A 21455-nucleotide genomic window follows, 5' to 3' on the forward strand; every position below is an offset into this window, starting at 1 on the left:
CAGTCTACCAAAGCAGGGCCGGCCACCGGCATGGAAGCTGCTTCTTGATGTTTCGTGTTGCACCGCGAGTTGAAACAGTGGTTTCATGAAAGGGAACTTAAATTCCGTGCCGCGCGTCCGAACGCCTCGTGAGTTCCGCCAAAGCCTTCCTGTTGATCGGTGTCCTGCTGTTTGCGCTGTCTGCCCTGTGGGCCGGACAGCGTGCGCTCGCCGATGCACCGGAACAGTGCGTGAGTTGTGCGTCCTTCGAATTCCCCGATGCCACGCCGACCGACGTCTATGGTGCCTTGATGCACCGTCTCGATCTGGCCGGCGATCCGCCGGACCCTTTCGTCGCCGAAGTGCCGCAGCGCGCGCGCAGCCAGGCACGCCCCGAACAGATCGCCTCCGCCCTCGTCCTGCAGGACCCCGAGCCCGACCGGGTTCCGTTGCGCCCGCCCAGGCTGGGCTGAGGCGCGGCTGCCCGCCATCGCGGGCGCCGTCCATATCCGTTTCTTCACGACCTGCGCGGCATGCCGTGCGCGCAGGCGTGTTCGCCTGTTTCATCGTTCCCGTCAGGGCATCAGACTCATGAAAACAAAAGCCATCGCCCTTCTGGCCGCCCTCGGCCTGTGTGCGCACGCGGCAGGGGCCGCCGAGCGCTACACACTGGGCCAGCTGCAGACGCTGGCCCTGCAGTCCAACGCATCGCTCGGCGCCGCACGTGCCGACGTCGATGTCAGCCGCGCCGACACCTTGACCGCCCGCGCCTATCCGAATCCGGAACTCGAAGTGATGGGCGGCGACCGCAATTCGCGCGGTCCCAATCTGGCGCCGGGTTCGCTCGGTTCGATCACGCTGTCGCAGCGCTTCGACTACCCGTCGCAGCGCGACGCCCGCCTGCGCGTGGCCGAAGCGGGCATCACGTCCGCCATGTCCGGCGCCCAGGCATACGAGGTGGATCTGCTGAGCCGCCTCAAGCAGAGCTTCTACGCCGTCATCCGCCACGAGCGCGAGCTGGGCGCCGCGCGCGAGGACCTCGAACTGGCCAAGGCCATCCGCAACCGTGTCGAGGTGCGGGTCAATACCGGGGAAGCACCGCGCTACGAACTGATCCGCGCCGATACCGAGCTGCTGAGCGCGCAGAAGAACGCCGACGCGGCCGAGCTGCGCATTGCGCAGTCCAAGGCGCGACTGCGCGGACTGGTCGGCGGCGTGCTGCCGATCGACTACGAACTGCAGGGCGATCTGGTGAACGACGTCGAGCTGCCGCCGCTGGAAAAGCTGCGCGAGGACATGCTGACGCGCAATCCGGAGATCGCCCGTCTGCGCGCCGAGATCGAGCGCGCGAAGGAGCAGATCGAACTGGAAAAGCTGCGCCGCATGCCGGAACTGTCGTTCAAGCTCGGCCGCGACCAGGATCCGGAGTACGAAGCCAACCGTATCGGCGTCGCCGTGAGCATTCCGCTGTTCGACCGCCGCCAGGGCCAGATCGCGCAGGCCAGCGCGATCGGCGAACGCAATCGCATGGCGCTCGAAGGGCGCATGTTCGAACTGCAGCAGCAGCTCGATGCCGCCTATCGGCAGTACGACCTGTCGCGCACCCAGGTGTCGGCACTGGAGAGCGGCATCGTGCGCCAGGCCGAAGCGGCGCTGAAGGTGGCCGAGGCGGCTTACAAGTTCGGCGAGCGTGGCATCCTCGAAGTGCTGGATGCGCAGCGCACCTTCCGCGCCGTCCGCAACGAGCTGATCAGCGCCCGCTACGAACTGATCAATGCCGTCGCCGAAATCGAACGCCTTGGCGCCCTGCGCTGAGCCGGTCTACGCACAACGAATTCATCCACATTCCGATCCGTCATGAAACTTATTCAACGCCCCCTGCTGTGCGCCGGACTGCTTGGCGCTTCCCTTCTGCTCGGCGCCTGCTCCGAAGAATCCGATACTGCGGCACCGACGGCCGCCGCGGCGCCAGTCGATCCCAATCTGGTCCAGGCCGGTGACAACCTCGGCAACATCATCAAGCTCGGCACGGTCAGCCGCATGGAGCTGTCGGACACGCTGCGCGTGGCCGGTCAGGTCGATTTCGACGAACAGCGGGTGACCCGCATCGGCGCCACGGTGACCGGCCGTGTGACCGAACTGACCGCCATGCTGGGCCAGCAGGTGAAGGTGGGCGACACGCTGGCGGTGCTCAACAGCACCGAGCTCGGTGCCGCTCAGCTCGCCTACATGAAGGCGCGCGCGCAGGCGCAGCTGAACGAACGCAATGTCGAGCGCGCGCAGCAACTGTTCGCAGCCGACGTGATCGGCAGCGCCGAACTGCAGCGTCGCGAGAGCGAACTGTCGATTTCGCGGGCCGAAATGCGCGCCGCCGCCGACCAGCTGCGCGTGCTCGGCGTGTCGTCGAAGTCGCTGGAGAAGCTCACGTCGACCGGGGCCATCAATTCGGTGTCGCCGGTGGTGGCGACGATGGCCGGCACCGTGGTCGAACGCCTGGTCGCGCAGGGTCAGGTGGTGCAGCCGAGCGAGGTCATGTTCACGGTGGCCGACCTGTCGCGCGTCTGGGTCGAGGCCGAAGTGCCGGAACAGCAGGCCGCCGCGGTGCAGCCGGGCCAGACCATCCAGGTCGAGATCCCGGCGCTCGGCCAGCAGCTGACGGCCAAGCTCATCTTCATTGCCGACACCGTCAATCCGATGACGCGGACCATCATGGTGCGCAGCGAACTGGACAACAGCGACCGTTCGCTCAAGCCGGCGATGCTGGCGACGGTGCTGATCCAGGGGCGGCCGACCGCGCGTCTGGTCGTGCCCGACACCGCCATCGTGCGCGAGAACAACAAGGACTACCTGTTCGTCGAGGTCGGTCCGCAGCAGTTCAAGCTGACCGAAGTCGCGCTCGGCTCGGCCATCGGCACCATGCGGCCGGTGCTGGGCGGTGTGGCCGAAGGCACGAAGGTGGTGACCGAGGGCGCCTTTCATCTGAACAACGAGCGCAAGCGCAAGGAACTCGAATGAGAACCGCACGACTTCGCGCCAACGCTGAACGGATGAACTGGAGACGCCATGATTGAATCCCTCGTGCGCGGGGCGCTCAAACAGCGCCTCGTCATCGTCGTCGTCGCGCTGTGTCTGCTGGCCTTCGGCCTCGACGCGGCGCGCAAGCTGTCGGTGGATGCCTTCCCCGACGTGACCAACGTTCAGGTGCAGATCGCCACCGACGCCACCGGCCGTTCGCCGGAGGAGGTCGAGCGCTTCATCACCGTGCCGATCGAGATCGGCATGACCGGTCTGCCCGGTCTGACCGAAATGCGCTCGCTGAACAAGCCGGGCCTGTCGCTGATCACGCTGGTGTTCACCGACAAGACCGACGTCTATTTCGCGCGCCAGCTGGTGATGGAACGGCTGCTCGAAGTGCGTGACCGCATGCCGGCCGGCGTGGTGCCGGTGCTCGGCCCGGTGTCCACCGGTCTGGGCGAGGTCTATCAGTACACGCTGGTGCGCCCGGACGACGGCGACCGCGAACTGACGCAGGCGGAACTGACCGAGCGCCGCACCATCCAGGACTGGGTGGTGCGTCCGCTGCTGCGCTCGACCCGCGGCGTGGCCGAAATCAACTCGCAGGGCGGCTACCAGAAGCAGTACAAGGTGCTGGTCAATCCGGACCGTCTGCGTCACTACCAGCTCACCGTCAAGGATGTGTACGAGGCGCTGGCGCGTAACAACGCCAATGCCGGTGGCGGCGTGCTGCCGCAGAACGCCGAGCAGTACCTGATCCGCGGCGTCGGTCTGGTGAAGGATCTGGACGACATCCGCCTCATCGTCGTCAAGGAGATCAACGGTACGCCGGTGTTCATCCGCGACGTCGCCGAGGTGGTCTTCGGTCACGCGGTACGCGTCGGTGCGGTGGTCAAGAACGGCAGCACCGAGGCGGTCGGCGGCGTCGTCATGATGATGGCCGGCGGCAACGCCAAGGCCGTGGTGTCGGACATCAAGAAGAAGGTGGCCGACATCAACGACAACAACATGCTGCCCGGCGGCCTGAAGATCGAGCCCTACTACGACCGCTCGGAACTGGTCGATGCGGCGCTGGCCACCGTGATCAAGGTGCTGATCGAAGGCGTCATCTTCGTCGTCATCGTGCTCTACCTCTTCCTCGGCGATCTGCGTTCGTCGGTCATCGTGATCGCCACGCTGGTGGTGACGCCGCTGGTCACCTTCATGGCGATGAACCAGCTGGGCCTGTCGGCCAACCTGATGTCGCTGGGTGGTCTGGCCATCGCCATCGGTCTGATGGTGGACGGTTCGGTGGTGGTGGTCGAGAACGCCTTCGAGCGCCTCGGCCATGCGAAGGAGGAAGGCGAAAGCCGCATCCGCGTCATCCTGTCTGCGGTGATGGAGGTGGCCACACCGGTCATCTTCGGCATCGGCATCATCATTCTGGTGTTCCTGCCGCTGATGACGCTGCAGGGCATGGAAGGCAAGATGTTCGCGCCGCTGGCATACACCATCGCCATCGCGCTGTTCGTGTCGCTTGTGCTGTCGCTGACGCTGACGCCGGTGCTGTCCAGCTATCTGCTCAAGGGTGGTGCCGAGCATGACACCTGGCTTATCCGCATGCTGAAGAAGCCGTATGTGCCGATGCTCGAGTGGGCGGTCGCCAACAGCAAGAAGACGGTGTCGCTGGCGGTGGCGGCCTTCATCGGTGCCATCCTGCTGCTGCCCTTCCTCGGCACCGCCTTCATTCCGGAAATGAAGGAAGGCTCGGTGGTGCCGGCGATGGACCGAGTACCCAACATATCGCTGCAGGAATCGCTGCGCATGGAGCGTGAGGCGATGCGTCTGGTGATGGAGGTGCCGGGCGTGAAGTCGGCGGTGTCCGGCGTCGGCCGCGGCGAGTCGCCGGCCGATCCGCAGTCGCAGAACGAGTCCACGCCCATCGTGTCGCTGAAGCCGCGTGACGAGTGGCCGGAGGGCTGGACGCAGGAGACCATCCAGGAGCAGATCCGCGAGAAGCTGAAGGCGCTGCCCGGTGTGAACATCATCATGGCGCAGCCGATTTCCGACCGCGTCGACGAGATGGTGACCGGCGTGCGTGCCGACGTGGCGGTGAAGATATTCGGCGACGACCTCGACCTGCTGAAGGCCAAGGCCGACGAGATCGCGCGCGTTGCACGCGGCGTGCAGGGCGCGAGCGAAATCAAGATCGAGCGGGTGACTGGGCAGCAGTACCTGACGGTCGAGATCGACCGGCCGACCATCGCCCGCTACGGCCTGAACGTGGGCGACGTGAACGACCTGATCGAAGCGGCGATCGGCGGCCGTCACGTGACCGACGTGTTCGAGGGCGAGCGGCGCTTCGCTGCGGTGGTGCGTCTGCCGGAGCGCTTCCGCGACAACATCGAGGCGATCCGCAACATGCTGGTGCCGACGCCGGAAGGCGCAGCCATCCCGCTGTCCAGCCTCGCCACCATCGACGTGCGCGACGGACCGGCGCAGATATCGCGCGAGACCGGCAAGCGTCGCATCGTCATCGGCATCAACGTGGCGAACCGCGACCTCGGTGGTTTCGTCGCCGAACTGCAGCAGAAGGTCAAGGACCAGGTGCAGTTGCCGGAGGCCTATTACTTCGAGTGGGGCGGCCAGTTCCAGAACATGGAGCGCGCGCTCGGCCACCTGTCGGTCATCGTGCCGATCACCGTGGCGGCCATCTTCTTCCTGCTCTTCCTGCTGTTCGGGTCGCTGCGTTTTGCCACGCTCATCATTACCGTGCTGCCCTTCGCATCGATCGGGGGCGTGATCGGGCTGTTCGTCAGCGGCGAGTACCTGTCGGTGCCGGCGTCGGTGGGCTTCATCGCGTTGTGGGGTATCGCGACGCTGAACGGCGTGGTGCTGGTGTCTTACATCCGCGGCCTGCGCAACGAGGGCATGGAACTGATGCAGGCAGTGGTGCAGGGCGCCAAGATGCGCTTCCGGCCGGTCATGATGACGGCCACCGTTGCACTGCTCGGTCTGGTGCCCTTCCTGTTCGCCACCGGTCCCGGCTCCGAAGTCCAGCGTCCGCTGGCCATCGTGGTGATCGGCGGTCTGATCACCTGCACGCTGCTCACGCTGGTGGTGGTACCGGCGCTGTACACCTGGTTCGACGACAAGCCGTTTGAAGCTTGAGCGAACATCGAAGACGGAGAGACGACATGAAGGAAATTCGCGCCATCATCAGGCCGAACAAGCTGCCGAAACTGCGCACCGTATTGCGTGAAATGCCGGGCTTCCCGGGCATGACGGTGAGCAAGGTGGAGGGCTTCGGTGCGCCGAGCGAGCACACACCGCACAACATCAAGGAGGAGCTGACCGATTACTCCGCCAAGGTGCGCATCGAAATCGTCGCCCCCGACGAGAAAGTCGACGACATCGTGCGCCGCATCATCAGCGTAGCCTGCACCGGCCAGACCGGTGACGGTCTGGTCTGGGTGGTGCCGATCGACCGGGCGGTATTCATCAACAAGACCACCATCGGGTCGCCGCAGGGCTGATCCACCCTGCGCCCGCGCCGGTTACAGGCGCGGGCGTTCTTCTGGATGCCGCTGCAGCCAGGCAGCGTAGCGGCGCTCGTACTCCAGCTTCTCTTCCTGATAGACGGTCCATACGCAGCGCTCGCAACCGGATTCGCAGCACTCGGAGTCCATCGGCATGGTGGGCGGAACGGGGGCGACATCCTCATCGAGCGATGCGGCCGACAGCATTTCGGTCATAGGCGGAAACGGGCGGTGATGAGACGGGCCGCATTGTCGTACTCGTCATCGAGCTGCGCCAGTGCGATCGTTGCTGCGCTGCAATCAGCGCCACCCTCTCGCAGCGCGCATTCCAGAGCCTGGGCGCTCGCCGACAGGCTGGCCGCACCCACATTGCTGCAACTGCCCTTCAGTGCATGTGCCGCGCAGATGGCGGCACCGAGCTCGCCGTCGCGCAGTGCCCGGCGCACGGTCTGCAGCGTGCGCGGCGTGTCCTGCAGCCAGGCACGCAGCACTTCACCGATGACCGGTCCGAGCATGTCCTGCAATTCGGCCAGTCGTGCGTCGTCGAGTACCGGAGGTGCTGTGGTGGTCGGCATGGTGTGCGGACGGTGTCGTCGGGTGAACAGTCGGTATCGCACACATCAACGACCGCCGCCGCCGCGCCTTGAGCGCCCTCAGCTTTCCCAGATCACCGGCTGTTTCGCCTTCAGCGAACGTTCGAGCTGTTCGATCAGCGGTGCGGCTCGCTGGGCCAGCGACACCGGCATCAGCATGGCCGGCGGTCGGTCCTCGGGGTTGTCGTCGTCCTGCGGCTGTGCGCGTTCCGCTTCCCGGCTGGCGGCGATCGCCTGCTTCAGTGCGTCGATCGCGGTTGGCAGCTGCTCCAGCGTGATAATGCCCTTCGCGTCGAAGGACTTGCCCATCAGCGACAGCAGCTGCTTTGCGTTGTCGCCGAACATGAGGGTGTCGGCAGTGGCGGATGACTTGAAGGTGACGATCATGATCGATGGACCTCGGTGGGTGACGAAGGACATTGTCGCGCGGAACGTGGCGGCGGCGCCATGCGCATAGGCATCGATCTGGGCGGTACCAAGACCGAGCTGATCGCGCTCGGCGACGATGGCGCCGTGCGGCTGCGCCGACGCGCGCCGACACCGGCCGGCGACTACGCGGCGACGGTGGCGCTGATCGCCGGGATGGTGACGCAGGCCGAGCACGAACTGGGTGTGCGCGCCAGTGTCGGCATCGGCACACCGGGTTCGCAGTCGCCGGTCGACGGCCGCATGCGCAACGCCAATTCGACCTGTCTCAACGGGCAGCCCCTCAAGCAGGACGTCGAAGCGGCGCTTGGTCGCGCGGTGCGGCTGGCGAACGACGCCAACTGCTTTGCGCTGTCGGAGGCGGTCGACGGCGCCGGCCGGGGTGCCGACGTCGTGTTTGGCGTCATCCTCGGTACCGGAGTCGGTGGCGGCGTCGTGGTTCACGGCCGCGTGCTGCAGGGCGCCAATGGCGTGGCCGGCGAGTGGGGGCACAACCCGCTGCCGCCGGGCGACGATACCCGTGGTCATGCGCCGGCCTGCTACTGCGGCCGCCACGGCTGCGTCGAAACCTGGCTGTCCGGTCCGGCGCTGGCGGCCGACCATCTGCGGACGAGCGGCGAGACTGCGGCGCCGGAACACATCGTGGCCCGCGCCGCGGCCGGAGATGCCGCCTGCGAGGCGACGCTGCAGCGCTACGAGGTGCGGCTGGCGCGTGCGCTGGCCGGCGTCATCAATCTGCTCGATCCGGACGTGATCGTGCTCGGCGGCGGTCTGTCCTCGATCGGCCGGCTTTACGAGCGGGTGCCGCGGCTGTGGGTGCCTCATGTGTTTTCCGACCGCATCGTCACCCGGCTGTGCCCGCCGCTGCACGGCGATTCGTCGGGCGTGCGCGGTGCCGCCTGGCTGTGGTGAGCGCACCGCGAAATATTTCACGACGGCGGCGGTAAGGTTGTCGCAGGTCGCGGGTCTACTGCCGTGCAAAGCCACTCAGGCGGCTTACAGCCTGTCACTTCAGAGGAGTACATCTATGAGCAAATCCGTCGCACTGCATGCCGCACTCGCTTCCGTCCTCGCGCTGGGCGTAGTCGCCAACCCGGCTTTCGCCGCCGATGACAAGGGCAAGGAGAAGTGCTACGGCGTCGCCAAGAAGGGCGCCAACGACTGCGCGTCTGCCAACGGCAGTCACAGCTGCGCCGGTCAGGCAAAGATGGACAACGACCCGAACGAATGGAAGTTCGTCGCCGCCGGCACCTGCGAGAAGATGGGCGGCAAGACGATGGCGCCGGGCAAGTAATCGGAGCGCAGCCGGCGCGCCCGCCGCGCCGGCAGTCGATCATGATCATGTCCTCCCCGACCGGCATCGGCCTGCGCCAGCCGCACTATGCACGTGTGCTCGAAGAGCGCCCGCCGCTGGGCTTCGTCGAAGTGCACAGCGAGAACTTCTTTCACGACGGCGGCGCGGCGCTGCAGGTGCTGCAGCGTGCGCGCGAATGCTACCCGCTGAGTCTGCACGGCGTCGGTCTGGCACTGGCGTCGGCCGACGGCGGCGGCGATGCGCACGTCGAGCGGCTGGCTGCGCTGGTGGATCGCTTCGAGCCGGCGCTGGTGTCGGAACACCTGTGCTGGGGTCGCATCGACGACCGTCACTTCAATGACCTGCTGCCCTTTCCCTACACCAGCGAGGCGCTGGCGCTGGTTGCCGGCCGCGTATCCGCACTGCAGGACCGGTTGAAGCGGCAGGTGCTGCTCGAAAACCTGTCGACCTACGTGCAGTTCCGCGACAGTGAAATGAGCGAAGCCGATTTCCTGGCGGACCTGGTCTGCCTGACCGGCTGCGGTCTGCTGCTCGATCTGAACAATCTCTATGTGAATGCGCGCAACTTCGGCGGCGACCCGCTGGACGCGCTCGATCGCCTGCCCATGCACGCGGTCGGCGAAATCCATCTGGCCGGTCACGCGGTTACCGAGCACGGCCTGATCGACACCCACGGCAGCCGCGTCTGCGACGACGTATGGGCGCTGCTGCGCGACGTGCGGGCGCGCGGCGTCAGCGCGCCGGCGCTGGTCGAGTGGGACACCGACCTGCCGGATCTCGACCTGCTGCTGGCCGAGGCGGCGCAGGCCGACCGCATCGGTGGCCATCATGCGGAGCACCCTCGTGCCCGCGCTGCTTGAAGTCCAGCGCCGCTTCGGCGCCGCGCTGTCGTCGGCCGAGGGCGAGGACGATGCGCTGCCGCTGCTGGCGGGCAACGACGTTCGCAACCGGGCGCTGCTGTCGATCTACCGCGCCACCTCGATCGCCAACGCGACGGCGGCACTGCGGCTGGCTTACCCGGTCTGCCGGCAGATCACCGGCGACGACTACTTCGATGCGCTGGCGCGCCGCTATCGCGCGGCCTCTCCGTCGCGCGACGGCGACCTGAACCGTTACGGCGACCGCTTCGCCGATTTCCTCGACGGCTTCGAACCGGCGCGCGCGCTGCCTTATCTGCCGGACGTCGCCCGTCTCGAATGGTCGGTGCATGTGGCGACGACGGCGGCCGACGCGCGGCCGGCCGGCGGCGAGCTGTTCGCCGGACTGGCGCCCGAGGCGCTGGCGGACTTGCGCCTGCAGATGACGCCCTGTTTCGCGCTGCACGCCAGCCGCTGGCCGGTGGCCGACATCTGGCTGCAGCACCCGCCGGAGGCCGGTGGTTCGCACGCACGCGAGCTCACCATCGACCTCGATCTGCCGCAACACGCCGTGGTCTGGCGTGAAGGCTACCGCGTACGCGTCAGCGCGCTGCAACCGGCAACGCATGCCTTCTGGCAGGCGCTGGTCGATGGCGCGCCGGTGGGCGAAGCGTGGGCTGCAGCCAGCGCGACCGACCCGCATTTCGATCTTGCAGCCACCATTGCGCAGGCACTTGCCGGCGGTTGGCTGCACCTGCCTGTCACCCCGGGAGCGCCCGCATGAATGCCGTCCTTCGTCTTTACGACTTTGCCCTGCCGTTCGCCCGCCTGGCCGATTACGGCCGTCCGCTGCTGCTGCTTGCCTTGCGCCTCTATATCGCCTCGGTCTTCTTCAAGGCCGGCCTGACCAAGATCGAGGACTGGGACACCACGCTCTTCCTGTTCACCGAGGAATATTCGGTGCCGCTGCTGCCGCCGGCGCTGGCCGCTTTCCTCGGTACGGCTGGCGAACTGCTGCTGCCGCCGCTGCTCGCCATCGGCCTGGCCGGTCGCTTCGCCGCGCTCGGGCTGACCGTCGTCAATGCGATGGCGCTGCTGGCGTATCCTGCGCTGTGGGCCTTCGAGTGCCCGGCCGCCGTGCAGTCCCATCTGTGGTGGGGCGCCGGCCTGCTGGCCGTGCTCGCTTTCGGCCCTGGCATGCTGTCCGTCGATCACTGGCTGGGCCGCTGGCGCGCGACGCGGTGAAACATCCGGCAACACTGCGGTCATCGTTTGCGGGAACATGACCCGCACCATGCCTGCCCCATCCATATTCCATCCAGGGCAAGGCATCGTGCAATCGAAAAACAATACCCTGTATGCGCTGCTCGCCAGCGCCTGTCTGATCGTCACCGCACCGGCGCTTGCCGATGAAGGCAACCACGTGTTGAGTCTGCAGCTGGGTCCCTACGTCCACCACTGGGACCACGATCCGGACCACAAGAACACGCCCGGCCTGATCGGTCTCGAATACATGGCGCCGTCGCAGTGGCTGGCCGGTGCCTCCTTCCTGCGCAACTCCTTCGACCAGCCGACCGAGTACTACTACGCCGGCAAGCGCTGGGATCTGGACTCGATCAGTTCCAATCTTTACGTGAAGGTGACTGCCGGTGCGCTGCTCGGCTACACCGGCCGCTATGAGGACAAGATTCCTTTCAACCACAATGGTGTGGCCTTCGCCGTCATTCCGGCGCTCGGCTACCAGGTGGACCGCTACAGCGCGCAGGTGGCGCTGCTGGGCACCGCCGGCGTCATGTTCACCTTCGGCATTGATCTGGCGAAGTGGTGAACGTAGGCTGACGCTCCAGATATCCGTAGAGGTCCATCCATGTCCATCAGTCTGCTCGGCGCCGTCAAGGCAGTCCCCTGGGGCGACGTCATCGCCGCCGCACCGTCTGTCGTGCAAGGCGCCAACGCGCTGTGGGAGCGCGTCGCGAAGAAGCGGAAGAAGGGCGAGGAGCCGTCCGTGGTCGCGCCGCCCGGCGCCAGCGACGACGTGCGTATCGCTGCGCTGGAACAGGCGGTGACGGAGTTGCAGAAGGAGGCGCTCGCCTCGTCCCAGCTCATCCGCACGCTGGCCGAACAGAACGCGCGACTGGTGAGCGAGATCGGCGCGCTCAGGTTGCGCGTCCGCGTCATCACGGTGGCCGGGACCGGGCTGCTGGTGTTCGTCGTCATCGCGCTGGCGACGATGCTGTCGCGCTGAGCGCTCCAGAACGGGATGAAGAAGCAGTGGGCGGGACCGCCCGCAGGCGGTCCGCGTTACGGGCGTCCGGCCGGTCAGGCGACGGCGCGGTACTGATCGCGCAGCAGGCGGATCTGGTCGTGGTTGCGCTGCACGCCGGCCAGCTGGCGCTGCACCACGATGCGCACGTCGGACGGCAGCGGCTGGAACAGCGCCTCGCGGTAGCGCTGCAGCGCTTTGTCCTCGCCGCGTTCGGCCTCGTTCAGCATGGCGACGTTGTCGTCGCCCGGCAATGCGCTGCGCAGCGACACCCAGCCACGGTGCAGGGCGCCGCTCACGGTGCCGCTGGTATCGGGTTCGCCGCCGGACGCGGCAACGATCTGTTGAAGTTCGAGTGCGGCCGCGCGGCATTCCAGCGCGCGGTTGTTGAACAGCGCCTTGAGCTGTCCGGCCTGGGCGTGCTCGGCGCATTCGTTGAAGCCGTACTCGCCGTCCTTGCAGGTCTCGATCAGGGTGTTCAGGACTTCGATGACAGTGCGATTGCTCATGACGTCTCCTCGGTGATGAGTGCGGCGACGTGCCGCTGAATCCTCATCCTAGGTGTGCGCTGCCATGAGGGCTGTGGGTGTCCGGCGTAGGACAGCGTAGTCCTGCGCCGACCCGGGCGGGATGTCTTCCCGCCCGAACCGTGGCTTACAGCTTGAAGCGTCCGACCAGTTCGCCCAGATGGTCGGAGGCGCGGCCGATCTGTGACAGCGTGGCCGAGGTGCGCTGGATCGCTTCGTCGGTGTTCTGCACCACTTCGGACGCCTGCTCCGCCGACTGCGCCAGTGCGGTGGTGGCGGCCGACTGTTCCTGCGTCGCTTCAGCGATCTCGCGTACCCGTTCGGCGGCGCGCTGCATGCCGGCCTCGATGCCACCGATCTCCTCGGCCACGCGGGCGGCGCGCTCGACGCCCGACTCGACCGCTTCGCGCGTGCTGTTCATGCTGTCCACCGCGCGGTCGGTTTCGCTGTGCATGGCGGCGATCATGTCGCGGATTTCGGTGGTGGCATTGCTGGTGCGTTCGGCCAGCTTGCGTACCTCGTCGGCGACGACGGCGAAGCCGCGGCCCTGCTCGCCGGCGCGGGCGGCTTCGATCGCCGCATTGAGCGCCAGCAGATTGGTCTGGTCGGCGATCTCGCGGATCACCTGCACGATGCCGTTGATCTGTACCGAACGTTCGGCCAGCCCGGTCAGCGAACCGGCCAGCGTTTCCATGCTGCCGGCGATGTCGCGCATATGCGTCTGCATGCCGCGCACCGCCTCGCCGCTGCGCTGCGACGCGGTGTGCGTGTCCAGCATGACGCCATTGGCGTCGTTGGCGTGGCTGGCGATGTGGCCGATCGACACGGTGATTTCCTCGATCGTTGCCGCGTTGTCACCGGTGGTGCCGGCCAGCGAGCGCGAACTGCCTGCGATGTGGCGGGTGGCGTCCGACACTTCGCGGATGCCGCCGACCAGGGTGTGGCTCTGATCGCGTACTTCGATGAACATGCGTTGCAGGCTGCCAAGGAAGGCATTGACCGAGGTGGCGACACGCCCCAGTTCGTCGCGGCTGCGGGTTTCCGGCAGGCGGCGCGTCAGGTCGCCTTCGCCGCTGGCCAGCGCCTGCATCGCGTCGGCCAGCGTTTCCAGCGGCCGCGTCATCGCGCCGAGCAGCGCGAACAGCACGCCGGCCGTCAGCATCACGCTGACGATGCCCATGACGATGGCGGTGTTGCGCAGTGCGTTGGCCGATGCGGTGATCACGTCTTCGGGCACCGACACTACGCTGCCCCACCAGGCGTCGCCGTCGCTCAGCGACACGCGCTGCAGGAAATGACGCACGCCGGCAGCGTCGCGCCACTGCAGGCTGCGACCTTCGCCCAGCGCAGCCAGCGCGTCGGCCGGCAGATCGGAGGCCGGCTTGCCGATGCGGGCTGCATCGGCATGTGCGACCACCAGACCGGACGGCGCATACAGCGCAACGGTGCCGACGTCGAAGGGCTTGATGCGGCCGAGGTCGTCGGCCAGCCGGTCGAGCGCCATGTCGACGCCGGCGATGCCCGCGAAGCGGCCATTGACGGCCAGCGGCTTGACCAGCGAGGTGATCAGCATCTTCCGGCCGCCGACCACGTATTCGTAGGGCTCGGCGAGATAGGCGCGGCCGGTCTTCTTCGGCTGCTGGTAATAGTCACCGGCGCCCGGCTTGTCGTAATCGACCAGCGGTTCGACCGACAGCTTGTCGCCGCTGCGACTCCAGTAGGGCACGAAGCGACCGCTGGCGTCATGGCCGGCGGCACCGCCGAAGTCGGCGTCGCGTCCGTCGAAGGCGTTGGCTTCCCAGCCGGTGTAGACGCCCAGCAGTCCAGGGCGGCCTTCCAGCGTGCGACGCAGCAGACGGCTGACCGCATCGCGGTCGGGCGTGCCCTTCGCGTGCAGGCCTTCGAGCGACAGCGCCAGCGTGGACGACACCGCCATCGCTTCGTCCAGGTTGGCGCCGACATCGTGGGCGACCGAGGCGGCCACGCTCTCGGCGCGTGCCAGACCCTGTTCCAGCACCGCCTGGTGACTGCGCCAGGCGAGCACCCCCAGTGTGACCGAGAAGCAGAGCAGGACGGTAATGACTGTGGATGCCAGCAGCTTGGTGCGCAGACTCAGGGCGTGCAGATTCATGATCGACCTCGTTCTTGAGTGAGAAGAGGTTGACGACGATCAAGAAAGTTTCTTTAGGGGAAAAAATTATGAACCCAATGCACCACCTCTTTCAGGGCTGGATGGGCGGCGCCAGACCGGCTATCTTCTTCGCCCCGTCATGTCCGATGCTGCCCGCCCGTGGATATCCTGACCCCTCGTCTGTTGCTGCGACCGATGAGCGCCGACTTCCTGCAGGCGTCGGCCGAGGGTTGCGGTGTGCAGGACCTGTCCGAACTGATCGGGCTGACCGTGGCCGAGGACTGGCTCGCCGAAGCCGATCTGGCGGCACTGCGCCTGGCCGACCTGAGGTCCGACCCGGAATACGCGCCGTGGTCGGTGCGCGCCATCGCCTTGCGCGACAGCGGTGAAATGGTCGGCCACGCAGGCTTCCACACGCGGCCGGCGCCGGAATATCTGCTGCCTTACGCGCCGGACGGCGTCGAGACAGGCTACACGATCTACCCGCCGCACCGCCGCCGCGGCCTCGGCCGCGAAGCCTTGATCGCGCTGCTGCGCTGGGCACATCTCGATCAGGGCGTGCCGCGCTTCATCGCCTCGGTGCGGCCGGACAATCTCGCCTCGTGCTCCTTGCTGGCCAGCACGGGCTTCCGCCGCATCGCTTCCTTCATCGACGAGGTCGACGGGCTGGAGTACGTGATGCGGCTCGATCCGCCGGCGCTGCGCCGCCTGCTGAAGGACGCGGGCTGAACTCAGTCGGGCAGCCCGAACACGACGACCGCATCGCCCTGGCGGTAGCCCCAGATGGCGCTGCCGCCAGCGGCCACCGCGACATAGGGCTTGCCTTCGAGCACGTAGGCGATCGGCGGCGCATTGACGCCAGCGCCGGTCTGGAAGCGCCACAGCCGCTTGCCCGAGAGGCTGTCGAAGGCCGACAGATGGCCGTCGCCCTCGCCGGTGAACACGACGCCGGACTTCAGCGCCAGCACGCCGCCGATCAGTGGCTGATCGGTCTTCACCGTCCACTTAAGCCGGCCGCGCTTCCTCAGGTCGATTGCCGCCAGCACGCCCCATTGCGCTTCGTCCGCCGGTTCCATGCTGTCGTAGCGCTGCGCCGGTTTGTCGGCGGTGGCCGCGCTTTCCTTGATCCAGTAGCGCATCGGCATGTGCATGGCGGCGACGAAGGCCAGTCCGCGCTGCGTGTCCAGTGCGGCCGGTGACCAGTTCGCGCCGCCTGCCACGCCCGGCGTGATGCGCGTGCCTTCGCGGCTGGCGGCGGCGAACAGGTTGTCCTGCGGCACGAAGGCGTCGGACTTGTAGAGCAGGGCGCCGGTGGCGCGATCGTGCACGTAGAACCAGCCCAGCTTGGACGCCTGGCCGACCGCCGGCACGACGCGGCCGTCCGGCTCGCGGTGGTCGAACAGCAGCGGCGGGCTGGCCACGTCATAGCCCCACTTGTCGTGCGGAATCTGCTGGAAGTGCCAAGCGTGGCGGCCGGTTTTTGCGTCGATGGCGACCAGCGAGGCGGTGTAGAGGTTGTCGCCCGGGCGGGTGCTGTCGTTGATCTGCGGGCTCGGGTTGCCGGTGCCGAAGTAGAGCAGGCCGCTCTTCGCGTCGTAGGCCGGCGCGTTCCACACCGAGCCGCCGCCGTATTCCCAGGCGTCGGCGTACTTGCCGGCATTGGCGCGTTCCTCGGCGATATTGCGGTTCAGCGGCAAGCCATCGGCGGTGCGCTCGACGAAATCGCCTTCCCAGCCGCCATCTTGGGGTTTGCGCACGGTGTCGAACTGCCACACGCGCCTGCCGGTCTTCGCGTCGAAGGCGGCGAGGAAGCCGATGCCGCCGTACTTGCCGGCGATGCCCACCACGGCGGCGAGCTGGCCGGCGCGTCCCTGGGCGTCGATGTGCAGGCCGTAGCCGACGCCGTTGATGCCGACGATCACCTTGCCGTCCACCACCAGGGGTGCAGCGGCCGCACCGACGCCTGAACCGCCGCCGACTTCGCCCTTGATGCCTTCGCCGCTTTCGGTGATGGCTTCGTCCGGCCGCGCCAGTTCGATGTCCCAGGCCGGTTTGCCGGTGGCCGCGTCGAGCGCCACCAGGCGTGCATCGACAGTGGCGACGAACACGCGGCCGTCGTCCACCGCGACGCCGCGGTTGGCCGGGCCGCAGCACAGCTTGTCGGTGCGCTTACGGTGCGTGTAACGCCACAGCTCGGCGCCGGTGCGCGCATCCAGCGCCACCACGTGCGAACCGGGCAGCGACACGTACATGCGGCCGCCGGTGACGATGGGCGTTGCCTGGAAGGTGGCCGCGATGCCGCTCTGGTAGATCCACTTCGGCACCAGCTTCTTCACCGTCTTCGGCGTGATGGCCGGCACGTCGGCCAGCCGCGTGTTGGCCTGGTCCAGGCCGAAGGTGGGCCAGTCGCGGTCCTTCTGTGCGGCGGCGGGCAGGGCGAGCGCGAGCAGTACGAGGGGCAGGAGGTGGCGGCGCATGGTGTCCGGCGGTGACGGAAAGCGACGATGCTAGCGCAGTCGCCGCCGCAGTCGTTACGTTCGGCGTGGCCGAGTAAAATCGCCGGATGAGCTCCGACAGCACCACCCTCTCCCCGGCCGCCGAGGCCCCCACACCTTTCGTCCACCTGCGCATCCACAGCGAGTACTCGGTGGTCGATGGCATCGTCACCGTCGATGCAGCGGTCAAGGCCGCGGCGAAGGACGGCATGCCGGCGATCGCGATTTCCGATCTCGCCAACGTGTTCGGCCTGGTCAAACTGTACAAGGCGGCGCGCGGCAAGGGCGTGAAGCCGATCTGCGCGGTCGATGTCTATGTCAGCAACGACGCCGAGCGCGACAAGCCGCATCGCCTGCTGCTGCTGGCGCGCAACCGCGAGGGCTACGGCACCTTGTGCCGGCTGCTCACCCGCGCCTACCTGGAGAACAAGTACCGTGGCCGTGCCGAGTTGCGCCGCGAGTGGCTGGAGCGCGATGCCGAGGGCACGGCCGGCCTGATCGCGCTGTCCGGCGGCATGCTGGGCGACGTCGGCATGGCGCTGCTGGCCGGCAATATGGATTCGGCGCGCCGTGCGGCGGCCGAATGGCTGCGGCTGTTCGACGGCGACTTCCACATCGAGCTGCAGCGCGCGGGCCACCCGAACACCGAAACCTATATCGCCGACGCCTGCGCGCTGGCCTCCGAAATGGACATTCCGGTGGTGGCCACGCATCCGGTGCAGTTCATGTCGCCGGACGACTTCAAAGCGCACGAGGCGCGCGTCTGCATCGCCCAGGGCTATGTGTTGAGCGACAAGCGCCGGCCGCGCGATTTCACCGAACAGCAGTACTTCAAGACCTCGGCCGAAATGGCCGCGCTGTTCGCCGACATTCCCGAAGCCCTGCACAACGCGGTCGAACTGGCGCGTCGCTGCAACCTGACGCTGACGCTGGGCAAGAACTACCTGCCGCAGTTCCCGACACCGCCCGGCATGACCATCGACGAGTTCATGATCGCCGAGGCGAAAGCGGGCCTGGAGAAGCGTCTGGCCCAGCTCTACCCGGACGAGACGGTGCGCGAGCAGAAGCGGCCGGAGTACGAGGCGCGGCTCAAGTTCGAGTGCGACACCATCATCCAGATGGGCTTCCCCGGCTACTTCCTGATCGTGGCCGACTTCATCAACTGGGCGAAGAAGAACGGCGTGCCGGTCGGTCCTGGCCGCGGCTCCGGCGCCGGCTCGCTGGTCGCCTACTCGCTCGGCATCACCGACCTCGATCCGCTGGCCTACGCGCTGCTGTTCGAGCGCTTCCTGAATCCGGAGCGGGTGTCCATGCCCGACTTCGACGTGGACTTCTGCCAGGACAATCGCTGGAAGGTGATCGAGTACGTGCGCCAGAAGTACGGCGCCGACGCGGTGAGCCAGATCGCCACCTACGGCACCATGGCGTCGCGCGCGGTCATCCGCGACGTCGGCCGCGTGCTCGACATGGGTTACAACTTCTGCGACCAGCTGTCCAAGCTGATCCCGGTGGTGCAGAACAAGCCGCTGTCGCTGGCCGAGGCGCGTGAGCAGGCGCCGCAGCTGGCCGAGCGCGAACAGGCGGAAGAGGAGGTGCGCGAACTGCTGCGCCTGGCTGAACCGCTGGAAGGCCTGACCCGCGGCGTCGGCATGCACGCCGGCGGCGTGCTGATCGCGCCGGGCAAGCTCACCGACTTCTGCCCGCTCTACCAGCAGGACGGCGACGACGCTTCGCCGGTGAGCCAGTTCGACAAAGACGACGTCGAAGCCATCGGCCTGGTGAAGTTCGACTTTCTCGGTCTGCGCAACCTGACGATTATCGAGCTGGCGGTCGACTACATCGAGCGCATGACCGGCAACCGGCCCGACCTGCTGAGCCTGCCCTTCACCGATCCGGCCGCCTACCAGATCCTGAAGGATGCCAACACCACCGCCATCTTCCAGCTTGAATCCGAGGGCATGAAGAAGCTGCTCGGCAAGCTCGCACCCGACCGCTTCGAAGACATCATCGCCGTGCTGGCGCTCTACCGGCCGGGCCCGCTCGGCTCAGGCATGGTGGATGACTTCATCCTACGCAAGAAGGGCCAGCAGGCGATCGACTATTTCCACCCGGACCTGGAAGCCTGCCTGTCGCCGACCTATGGCGTCATCGTGTACCAGGAACAGGTGATGCAGATTTCGCAGATCATCGGCGGCTACACGCTCGGTGGTGCGGACATGCTGCGCCGGGCGATGGGCAAGAAGAAGCCGGAGGAGATGGCCAAGCACCGCGAAACCATCGCCGCCGGTGCGAAGGAGAAGGGCTACGACCCGGCACTGGCCGAACAGCTGTTCGACCTGATGACCAAGTTCGCGGAGTACGGCTTCAACAAGTCGCACACCGCTGCCTACGCCGTCGTCACCTACCACACCGCCTGGCTGAAGGCCCACCACTGCGCCGCCTTCATGGCCGCGTCGCTGTCGTCCGACATGGACAACACCGACACGGTGAACATCTTCTACCTCGACGCGAAGAAGAACCGGCTCACCATCCTGCCGCCGGACGTCAACGAGTCCGAATACCGTTTCGTGCCGGTGTCGCGCAGCGAAATCCGCTACGGCCTCGGCGCGGTCAAGGGCACCGGCGAGCAGGCGGTGAACTGCATCCTCGAAGCCCGCAAATCGGGCGGGCCGTTCAAGGACATTTTCGACTTCTGCCTGCGCGTCGACCGCCGCATGGTGAACCGCCGCACCATCGAGGCGCTGATCCGAGCCGGCGCCTTCGACGCGACGATCGCCGGCACGCCGCACGACCGCAACACGCTGATGAGCAGCGTCGCGCTGGCGATGGAGGCGGCCGAGCAGGCAGCGGCCAACGCGCACCAGGGCGGCCTGTTCGACGACGCCCCCAGTGGCACCGGCGCGCGCGCGCCGGAGTACGTTCAGGTCAAGCCGTGGAGCGAGCGCGAAAAGCTGGCCAACGAGAAGCAGGCGCTCGGCTTCTACCTGTCCGGCCATCCCTATAACAGCTACGCGCAGGAGTTCTCGCGCTTCGCCCGGCGCAAGCTGGCCCAGCTTGAATCGTCGCGCGACCCGACCGTGGTCGCCGGCCTGGTCGTCAGTTCGCGCGTGCAGATGACGCGTCGCGGCAAGATGGCCTTCGTCGCGCTCGACGACGGCACGGCGCAGATCGAGGTGTCGGTGTTCAACGAACTGTACGAAGCGTCGCGCAACAAGCTGCGTGAGGACGAAGTGCTGGTGGTCGAAGGCCGGGCGCAGTTCGACGAATATTCGAACTCGATGCGCGTCGTCGCCGACAGCCTGCTCAGCGCCGGCGAGGCACGCGCCCGCTTCGCGCGCCGGCTCGAACTGAAGCTGAACGGCGAAGTGGCGACGCTCGGCGCGCACGCCGCCTGCGCCCGGCTGCGCAGTCTGCTCGAACCTTTCCGCACCGAAAGCGGTTGCGCGGTGCGCCTGCACTATCGCAGCAACGACGCCGTCGCGCCGCTCGATTTCGGCGATCCGTGGCGGGTCAGACTCGACGACGCGCTGTTCGACGGTCTGCGCGACTGGCTGCCGGCCGACGCGGTGTCGGTGGCCTACGCATGAGTGCCGGGCTATGAGCGCCCTCGCCCGGCCGCCCGAAGAGGGCGCTCACCCTCCCTCGGGGAGGTGGTCACGCAGTGACCGGAGGGTCGTCGCATGAGCGCCCTCGCCCGGCCGCCCGAAGAGGGCGCTCATCCTCCCTCGGGGAGGTGGTCACGCAGTGACCGGAGGGCCGTCGCATGAGCGCGCGCTGGCTGGACCGGGCTCTGCTCGACGCCGTGGTGGTCGAAGCGCAGCGCAGCCCGCGCCGGCGCATGAACCGCAATTTCCATCCACACGACGATCATCCGGCGCACCGCCTGCTCAATGCGATCGAACCCGACAGCTATGTCAGACCCCACCGACATCTGGATCCGCTGAAGGATGAAACCATCCTCTGCGTGAAGGGTCGATTGGGGTGCATCCTTTTCGACGACAGCGGTGCGGTGCAAGAAACCTGCGTGCTGGCACCCGGTGGCGAGCGCTTCGGCGTCGATATCGCGCACGGTCAGTTTCACAGTCTGGTGGCCCTCGAACCCGGTTCCGTCATGTTCGAGGCGAAAGCCGGCCCTTACCGTGCGCTGACCGAGACCGAATTCGCGTCCTGGGCACCGGCCGATGGTGAGCCTGCGCGGCGCTGGCTGGACTGGATGCACGGTCTGTTCGATGGCGAACGGATGCGCTGACCCGCACACTGGGGCATACTGCCTTACAGGCCGGAGGTCACGAAATTACACAGTCACCCTTCAGTCCGCGTTGCGCGTGCCGTGAAC

At 67.1% G+C, this 21455-nt stretch carries 21 protein-coding genes; 15 read left to right on the plus strand and 6 right to left on the minus strand.

Annotated features, from left to right (window positions below):
• The first annotated feature begins 128 nt into the window (after window positions 1-128).
• The 5 genes from AC51BJ_RS10725 to AC51BJ_RS10745 all read left to right on the plus strand — a co-directional run bounded on the left by AC51BJ_RS10725 (window position 129) and on the right by AC51BJ_RS10745 (window position 6509).
• Window positions 129-452, plus strand: a complete 324-nt coding sequence (locus tag AC51BJ_RS10725) for a hypothetical protein (RefSeq protein ID WP_430435475.1) — start codon at window positions 129-131, stop codon at window positions 450-452.
• Window positions 453-570: 118 nt separating this feature from the next.
• Window positions 571-1794 (plus strand): TolC family protein, encoded by a 1224-nt coding sequence (locus AC51BJ_RS10730; protein WP_496280207.1) that lies wholly within the window; start codon window positions 571-573, stop codon window positions 1792-1794.
• Window positions 1795-1836: 42 nt separating this feature from the next.
• Window positions 1837-2994, plus strand: coding sequence for an efflux RND transporter periplasmic adaptor subunit (locus AC51BJ_RS10735; RefSeq protein ID WP_496280208.1), 1158 nt, complete (start codon window positions 1837-1839; stop codon window positions 2992-2994).
• A gap of 48 nt (window positions 2995-3042) precedes the next feature.
• A complete protein-coding gene (locus tag AC51BJ_RS10740) occupies window positions 3043-6144 on the plus strand; it encodes an efflux RND transporter permease subunit (protein WP_496280209.1) in 3102 nt (1033 codons plus the stop codon).
• 26 nt (window positions 6145-6170) lie between these two features.
• Entirely contained in the window at window positions 6171-6509 is a 339-nt protein-coding gene (locus AC51BJ_RS10745; protein WP_020166229.1) for a P-II family nitrogen regulator, read from the plus strand.
• A gap of 21 nt (window positions 6510-6530) precedes the next feature.
• Here AC51BJ_RS10745 and AC51BJ_RS10750 read toward each other — a convergent pair whose 3' ends face one another.
• The 3 genes from AC51BJ_RS10750 to AC51BJ_RS10760 all read right to left on the minus strand — a co-directional run bounded on the left by AC51BJ_RS10750 (window position 6531) and on the right by AC51BJ_RS10760 (window position 7492).
• The gene (locus tag AC51BJ_RS10750; protein WP_019916297.1) at window positions 6531-6728 is read right to left on the minus strand and encodes an oxidoreductase-like domain-containing protein; all 198 of its coding nucleotides are present in this window, start codon (window positions 6726-6728) and stop codon (window positions 6531-6533) included.
• Complete coding sequence (locus tag AC51BJ_RS10755) at window positions 6725-7087, minus strand: Hpt domain-containing protein (protein WP_496280210.1); 363 nt, start codon at window positions 7085-7087, stop codon at window positions 6725-6727. The genes AC51BJ_RS10750 and AC51BJ_RS10755 overlap by 4 nt, the downstream gene beginning before the upstream one ends.
• Before the next feature lie 78 nt (window positions 7088-7165).
• On the minus strand, window positions 7166-7492 hold the full coding sequence (locus tag AC51BJ_RS10760) for a DUF1840 domain-containing protein (RefSeq protein ID WP_496280211.1): 327 nt from the start codon (window positions 7490-7492) through the stop codon (window positions 7166-7168).
• Between the two features lie 60 nt (window positions 7493-7552).
• Between AC51BJ_RS10760 and AC51BJ_RS10765 the strand changes: the two genes are divergently transcribed.
• The 7 genes from AC51BJ_RS10765 (at window position 7553) to AC51BJ_RS10795 (ending at window position 11948) form a co-directional block, all read left to right on the plus strand.
• Window positions 7553-8443: an ROK family protein gene (locus AC51BJ_RS10765; protein WP_496280212.1), complete on the plus strand. Its 891-nt coding sequence runs from the start codon at window positions 7553-7555 to the stop codon at window positions 8441-8443.
• A 115-nt stretch (window positions 8444-8558) separates the two neighbouring features.
• A complete protein-coding gene (locus AC51BJ_RS10770; RefSeq protein WP_019916302.1) occupies window positions 8559-8825 on the plus strand; it encodes a BufA1 family periplasmic bufferin-type metallophore in 267 nt (88 codons plus the stop codon).
• A gap of 41 nt (window positions 8826-8866) precedes the next feature.
• Complete coding sequence (gene bufB, locus AC51BJ_RS10775) at window positions 8867-9706, plus strand: MNIO family bufferin maturase (protein ID WP_496280213.1); 840 nt, start codon at window positions 8867-8869, stop codon at window positions 9704-9706.
• The gene (locus AC51BJ_RS10780; RefSeq protein ID WP_496280214.1) at window positions 9690-10487 is read left to right on the plus strand and encodes an HvfC/BufC family peptide modification chaperone; all 798 of its coding nucleotides are present in this window, start codon (window positions 9690-9692) and stop codon (window positions 10485-10487) included. Before bufB ends, AC51BJ_RS10780 begins: the two co-directional genes overlap by 17 nt.
• Window positions 10484-10948, plus strand: a complete 465-nt coding sequence (locus AC51BJ_RS10785) for a DoxX family protein (RefSeq protein ID WP_496280215.1) — start codon at window positions 10484-10486, stop codon at window positions 10946-10948. Before AC51BJ_RS10780 ends, AC51BJ_RS10785 begins: the two co-directional genes overlap by 4 nt.
• A gap of 88 nt (window positions 10949-11036) precedes the next feature.
• Window positions 11037-11531 carry a hypothetical protein gene (locus tag AC51BJ_RS10790; RefSeq protein WP_496280216.1) on the plus strand — a complete coding sequence of 165 codons (495 nt, stop codon included), beginning with the start codon at window positions 11037-11039 and terminating at the stop codon, window positions 11529-11531.
• 39 nt (window positions 11532-11570) lie between these two features.
• Window positions 11571-11948 (plus strand): hypothetical protein, encoded by a 378-nt coding sequence (locus AC51BJ_RS10795; protein ID WP_496280217.1) that lies wholly within the window; start codon window positions 11571-11573, stop codon window positions 11946-11948.
• 74 nt (window positions 11949-12022) lie between these two features.
• On the opposite strand, the gene AC51BJ_RS10800 is transcribed toward AC51BJ_RS10795, so the two are convergent.
• Both AC51BJ_RS10800 and AC51BJ_RS10805 read right to left on the minus strand, forming a co-directional pair.
• The gene (locus tag AC51BJ_RS10800; RefSeq protein WP_304000730.1) at window positions 12023-12475 is read right to left on the minus strand and encodes a PA2169 family four-helix-bundle protein; all 453 of its coding nucleotides are present in this window, start codon (window positions 12473-12475) and stop codon (window positions 12023-12025) included.
• Between the two features lie 145 nt (window positions 12476-12620).
• Window positions 12621-14624, minus strand: coding sequence for a methyl-accepting chemotaxis protein (locus AC51BJ_RS10805; RefSeq protein WP_430435466.1), 2004 nt, complete (start codon window positions 14622-14624; stop codon window positions 12621-12623).
• A gap of 195 nt (window positions 14625-14819) precedes the next feature.
• Here AC51BJ_RS10805 and AC51BJ_RS10810 point away from each other — a divergent pair, with 195 nt between their 5' ends.
• Window positions 14820-15353: a GNAT family N-acetyltransferase gene (locus tag AC51BJ_RS10810; RefSeq protein ID WP_430435465.1), complete on the plus strand. Its 534-nt coding sequence runs from the start codon at window positions 14820-14822 to the stop codon at window positions 15351-15353.
• 2 nt (window positions 15354-15355) lie between these two features.
• On the opposite strand, the gene AC51BJ_RS10815 is transcribed toward AC51BJ_RS10810, so the two are convergent.
• Window positions 15356-17101: a pyrroloquinoline quinone-dependent dehydrogenase gene (locus AC51BJ_RS10815; RefSeq protein WP_496280218.1), complete on the minus strand. Its 1746-nt coding sequence runs from the start codon at window positions 17099-17101 to the stop codon at window positions 15356-15358.
• Window positions 17102-17187: 86 nt separating this feature from the next.
• On the opposite strand from AC51BJ_RS10815, the gene dnaE reads away from it, so the two are divergent.
• A complete protein-coding gene (gene dnaE / locus AC51BJ_RS10820) occupies window positions 17188-20706 on the plus strand; it encodes a DNA polymerase III subunit alpha (RefSeq protein WP_304000735.1) in 3519 nt (1172 codons plus the stop codon).
• A 176-nt stretch (window positions 20707-20882) separates the two neighbouring features.
• Window positions 20883-21368: a WbuC family cupin fold metalloprotein gene (locus AC51BJ_RS10825; protein ID WP_430435462.1), complete on the plus strand. Its 486-nt coding sequence runs from the start codon at window positions 20883-20885 to the stop codon at window positions 21366-21368.
• The last annotated feature ends 87 nt before the right edge of the window (window positions 21369-21455 follow it).

The organism is Methyloversatilis sp. S146-33, from assembly GCF_059552495.1.

What these genes read in the sequence shown, in the direction of transcription:
- AC51BJ_RS10730 (WP_496280207.1), top strand. Translation starts at nt 571, where the DNA reads ATGAAAACAAAAGCCATCGCCCTTCTGGCCGCCCTCGGCCTGTGTGCG.
- AC51BJ_RS10735 (WP_496280208.1), top strand. Translation starts at nt 1,837, where the DNA reads ATGAAACTTATTCAACGCCCCCTGCTGTGCGCCGGACTGCTTGGCGCT.
- AC51BJ_RS10740 (WP_496280209.1), top strand. Translation starts at nt 3,043, where the DNA reads ATGATTGAATCCCTCGTGCGCGGGGCGCTCAAACAGCGCCTCGTCATC.
- AC51BJ_RS10745 (WP_020166229.1), top strand. Translation starts at nt 6,171, where the DNA reads ATGAAGGAAATTCGCGCCATCATCAGGCCGAACAAGCTGCCGAAACTG.
- AC51BJ_RS10750 (WP_019916297.1), bottom strand. Translation starts at nt 6,728, where the DNA reads ATGACCGAAATGCTGTCGGCCGCATCGCTCGATGAGGATGTCGCCCCC.
- AC51BJ_RS10755 (WP_496280210.1), bottom strand. Translation starts at nt 7,087, where the DNA reads ATGCCGACCACCACAGCACCTCCGGTACTCGACGACGCACGACTGGCC.
- AC51BJ_RS10760 (WP_496280211.1), bottom strand. Translation starts at nt 7,492, where the DNA reads ATGATCGTCACCTTCAAGTCATCCGCCACTGCCGACACCCTCATGTTC.
- AC51BJ_RS10765 (WP_496280212.1), top strand. Translation starts at nt 7,553, where the DNA reads ATGCGCATAGGCATCGATCTGGGCGGTACCAAGACCGAGCTGATCGCG.
- AC51BJ_RS10770 (WP_019916302.1), top strand. Translation starts at nt 8,559, where the DNA reads ATGAGCAAATCCGTCGCACTGCATGCCGCACTCGCTTCCGTCCTCGCG.
- bufB (WP_496280213.1), top strand. Translation starts at nt 8,867, where the DNA reads ATGATCATGTCCTCCCCGACCGGCATCGGCCTGCGCCAGCCGCACTAT.
- AC51BJ_RS10785 (WP_496280215.1), top strand. Translation starts at nt 10,484, where the DNA reads ATGAATGCCGTCCTTCGTCTTTACGACTTTGCCCTGCCGTTCGCCCGC.
- AC51BJ_RS10795 (WP_496280217.1), top strand. Translation starts at nt 11,571, where the DNA reads ATGTCCATCAGTCTGCTCGGCGCCGTCAAGGCAGTCCCCTGGGGCGAC.
- AC51BJ_RS10800 (WP_304000730.1), bottom strand. Translation starts at nt 12,475, where the DNA reads ATGAGCAATCGCACTGTCATCGAAGTCCTGAACACCCTGATCGAGACC.
- AC51BJ_RS10805 (WP_430435466.1), bottom strand. Translation starts at nt 14,624, where the DNA reads ATGAATCTGCACGCCCTGAGTCTGCGCACCAAGCTGCTGGCATCCACA.
- AC51BJ_RS10810 (WP_430435465.1), top strand. Translation starts at nt 14,820, where the DNA reads ATGAGCGCCGACTTCCTGCAGGCGTCGGCCGAGGGTTGCGGTGTGCAG.
- AC51BJ_RS10815 (WP_496280218.1), bottom strand. Translation starts at nt 17,101, where the DNA reads ATGCGCCGCCACCTCCTGCCCCTCGTACTGCTCGCGCTCGCCCTGCCC.
- dnaE (WP_304000735.1), top strand. Translation starts at nt 17,188, where the DNA reads ATGAGCTCCGACAGCACCACCCTCTCCCCGGCCGCCGAGGCCCCCACA.
- AC51BJ_RS10825 (WP_430435462.1), top strand. Translation starts at nt 20,883, where the DNA reads ATGAGCGCGCGCTGGCTGGACCGGGCTCTGCTCGACGCCGTGGTGGTC.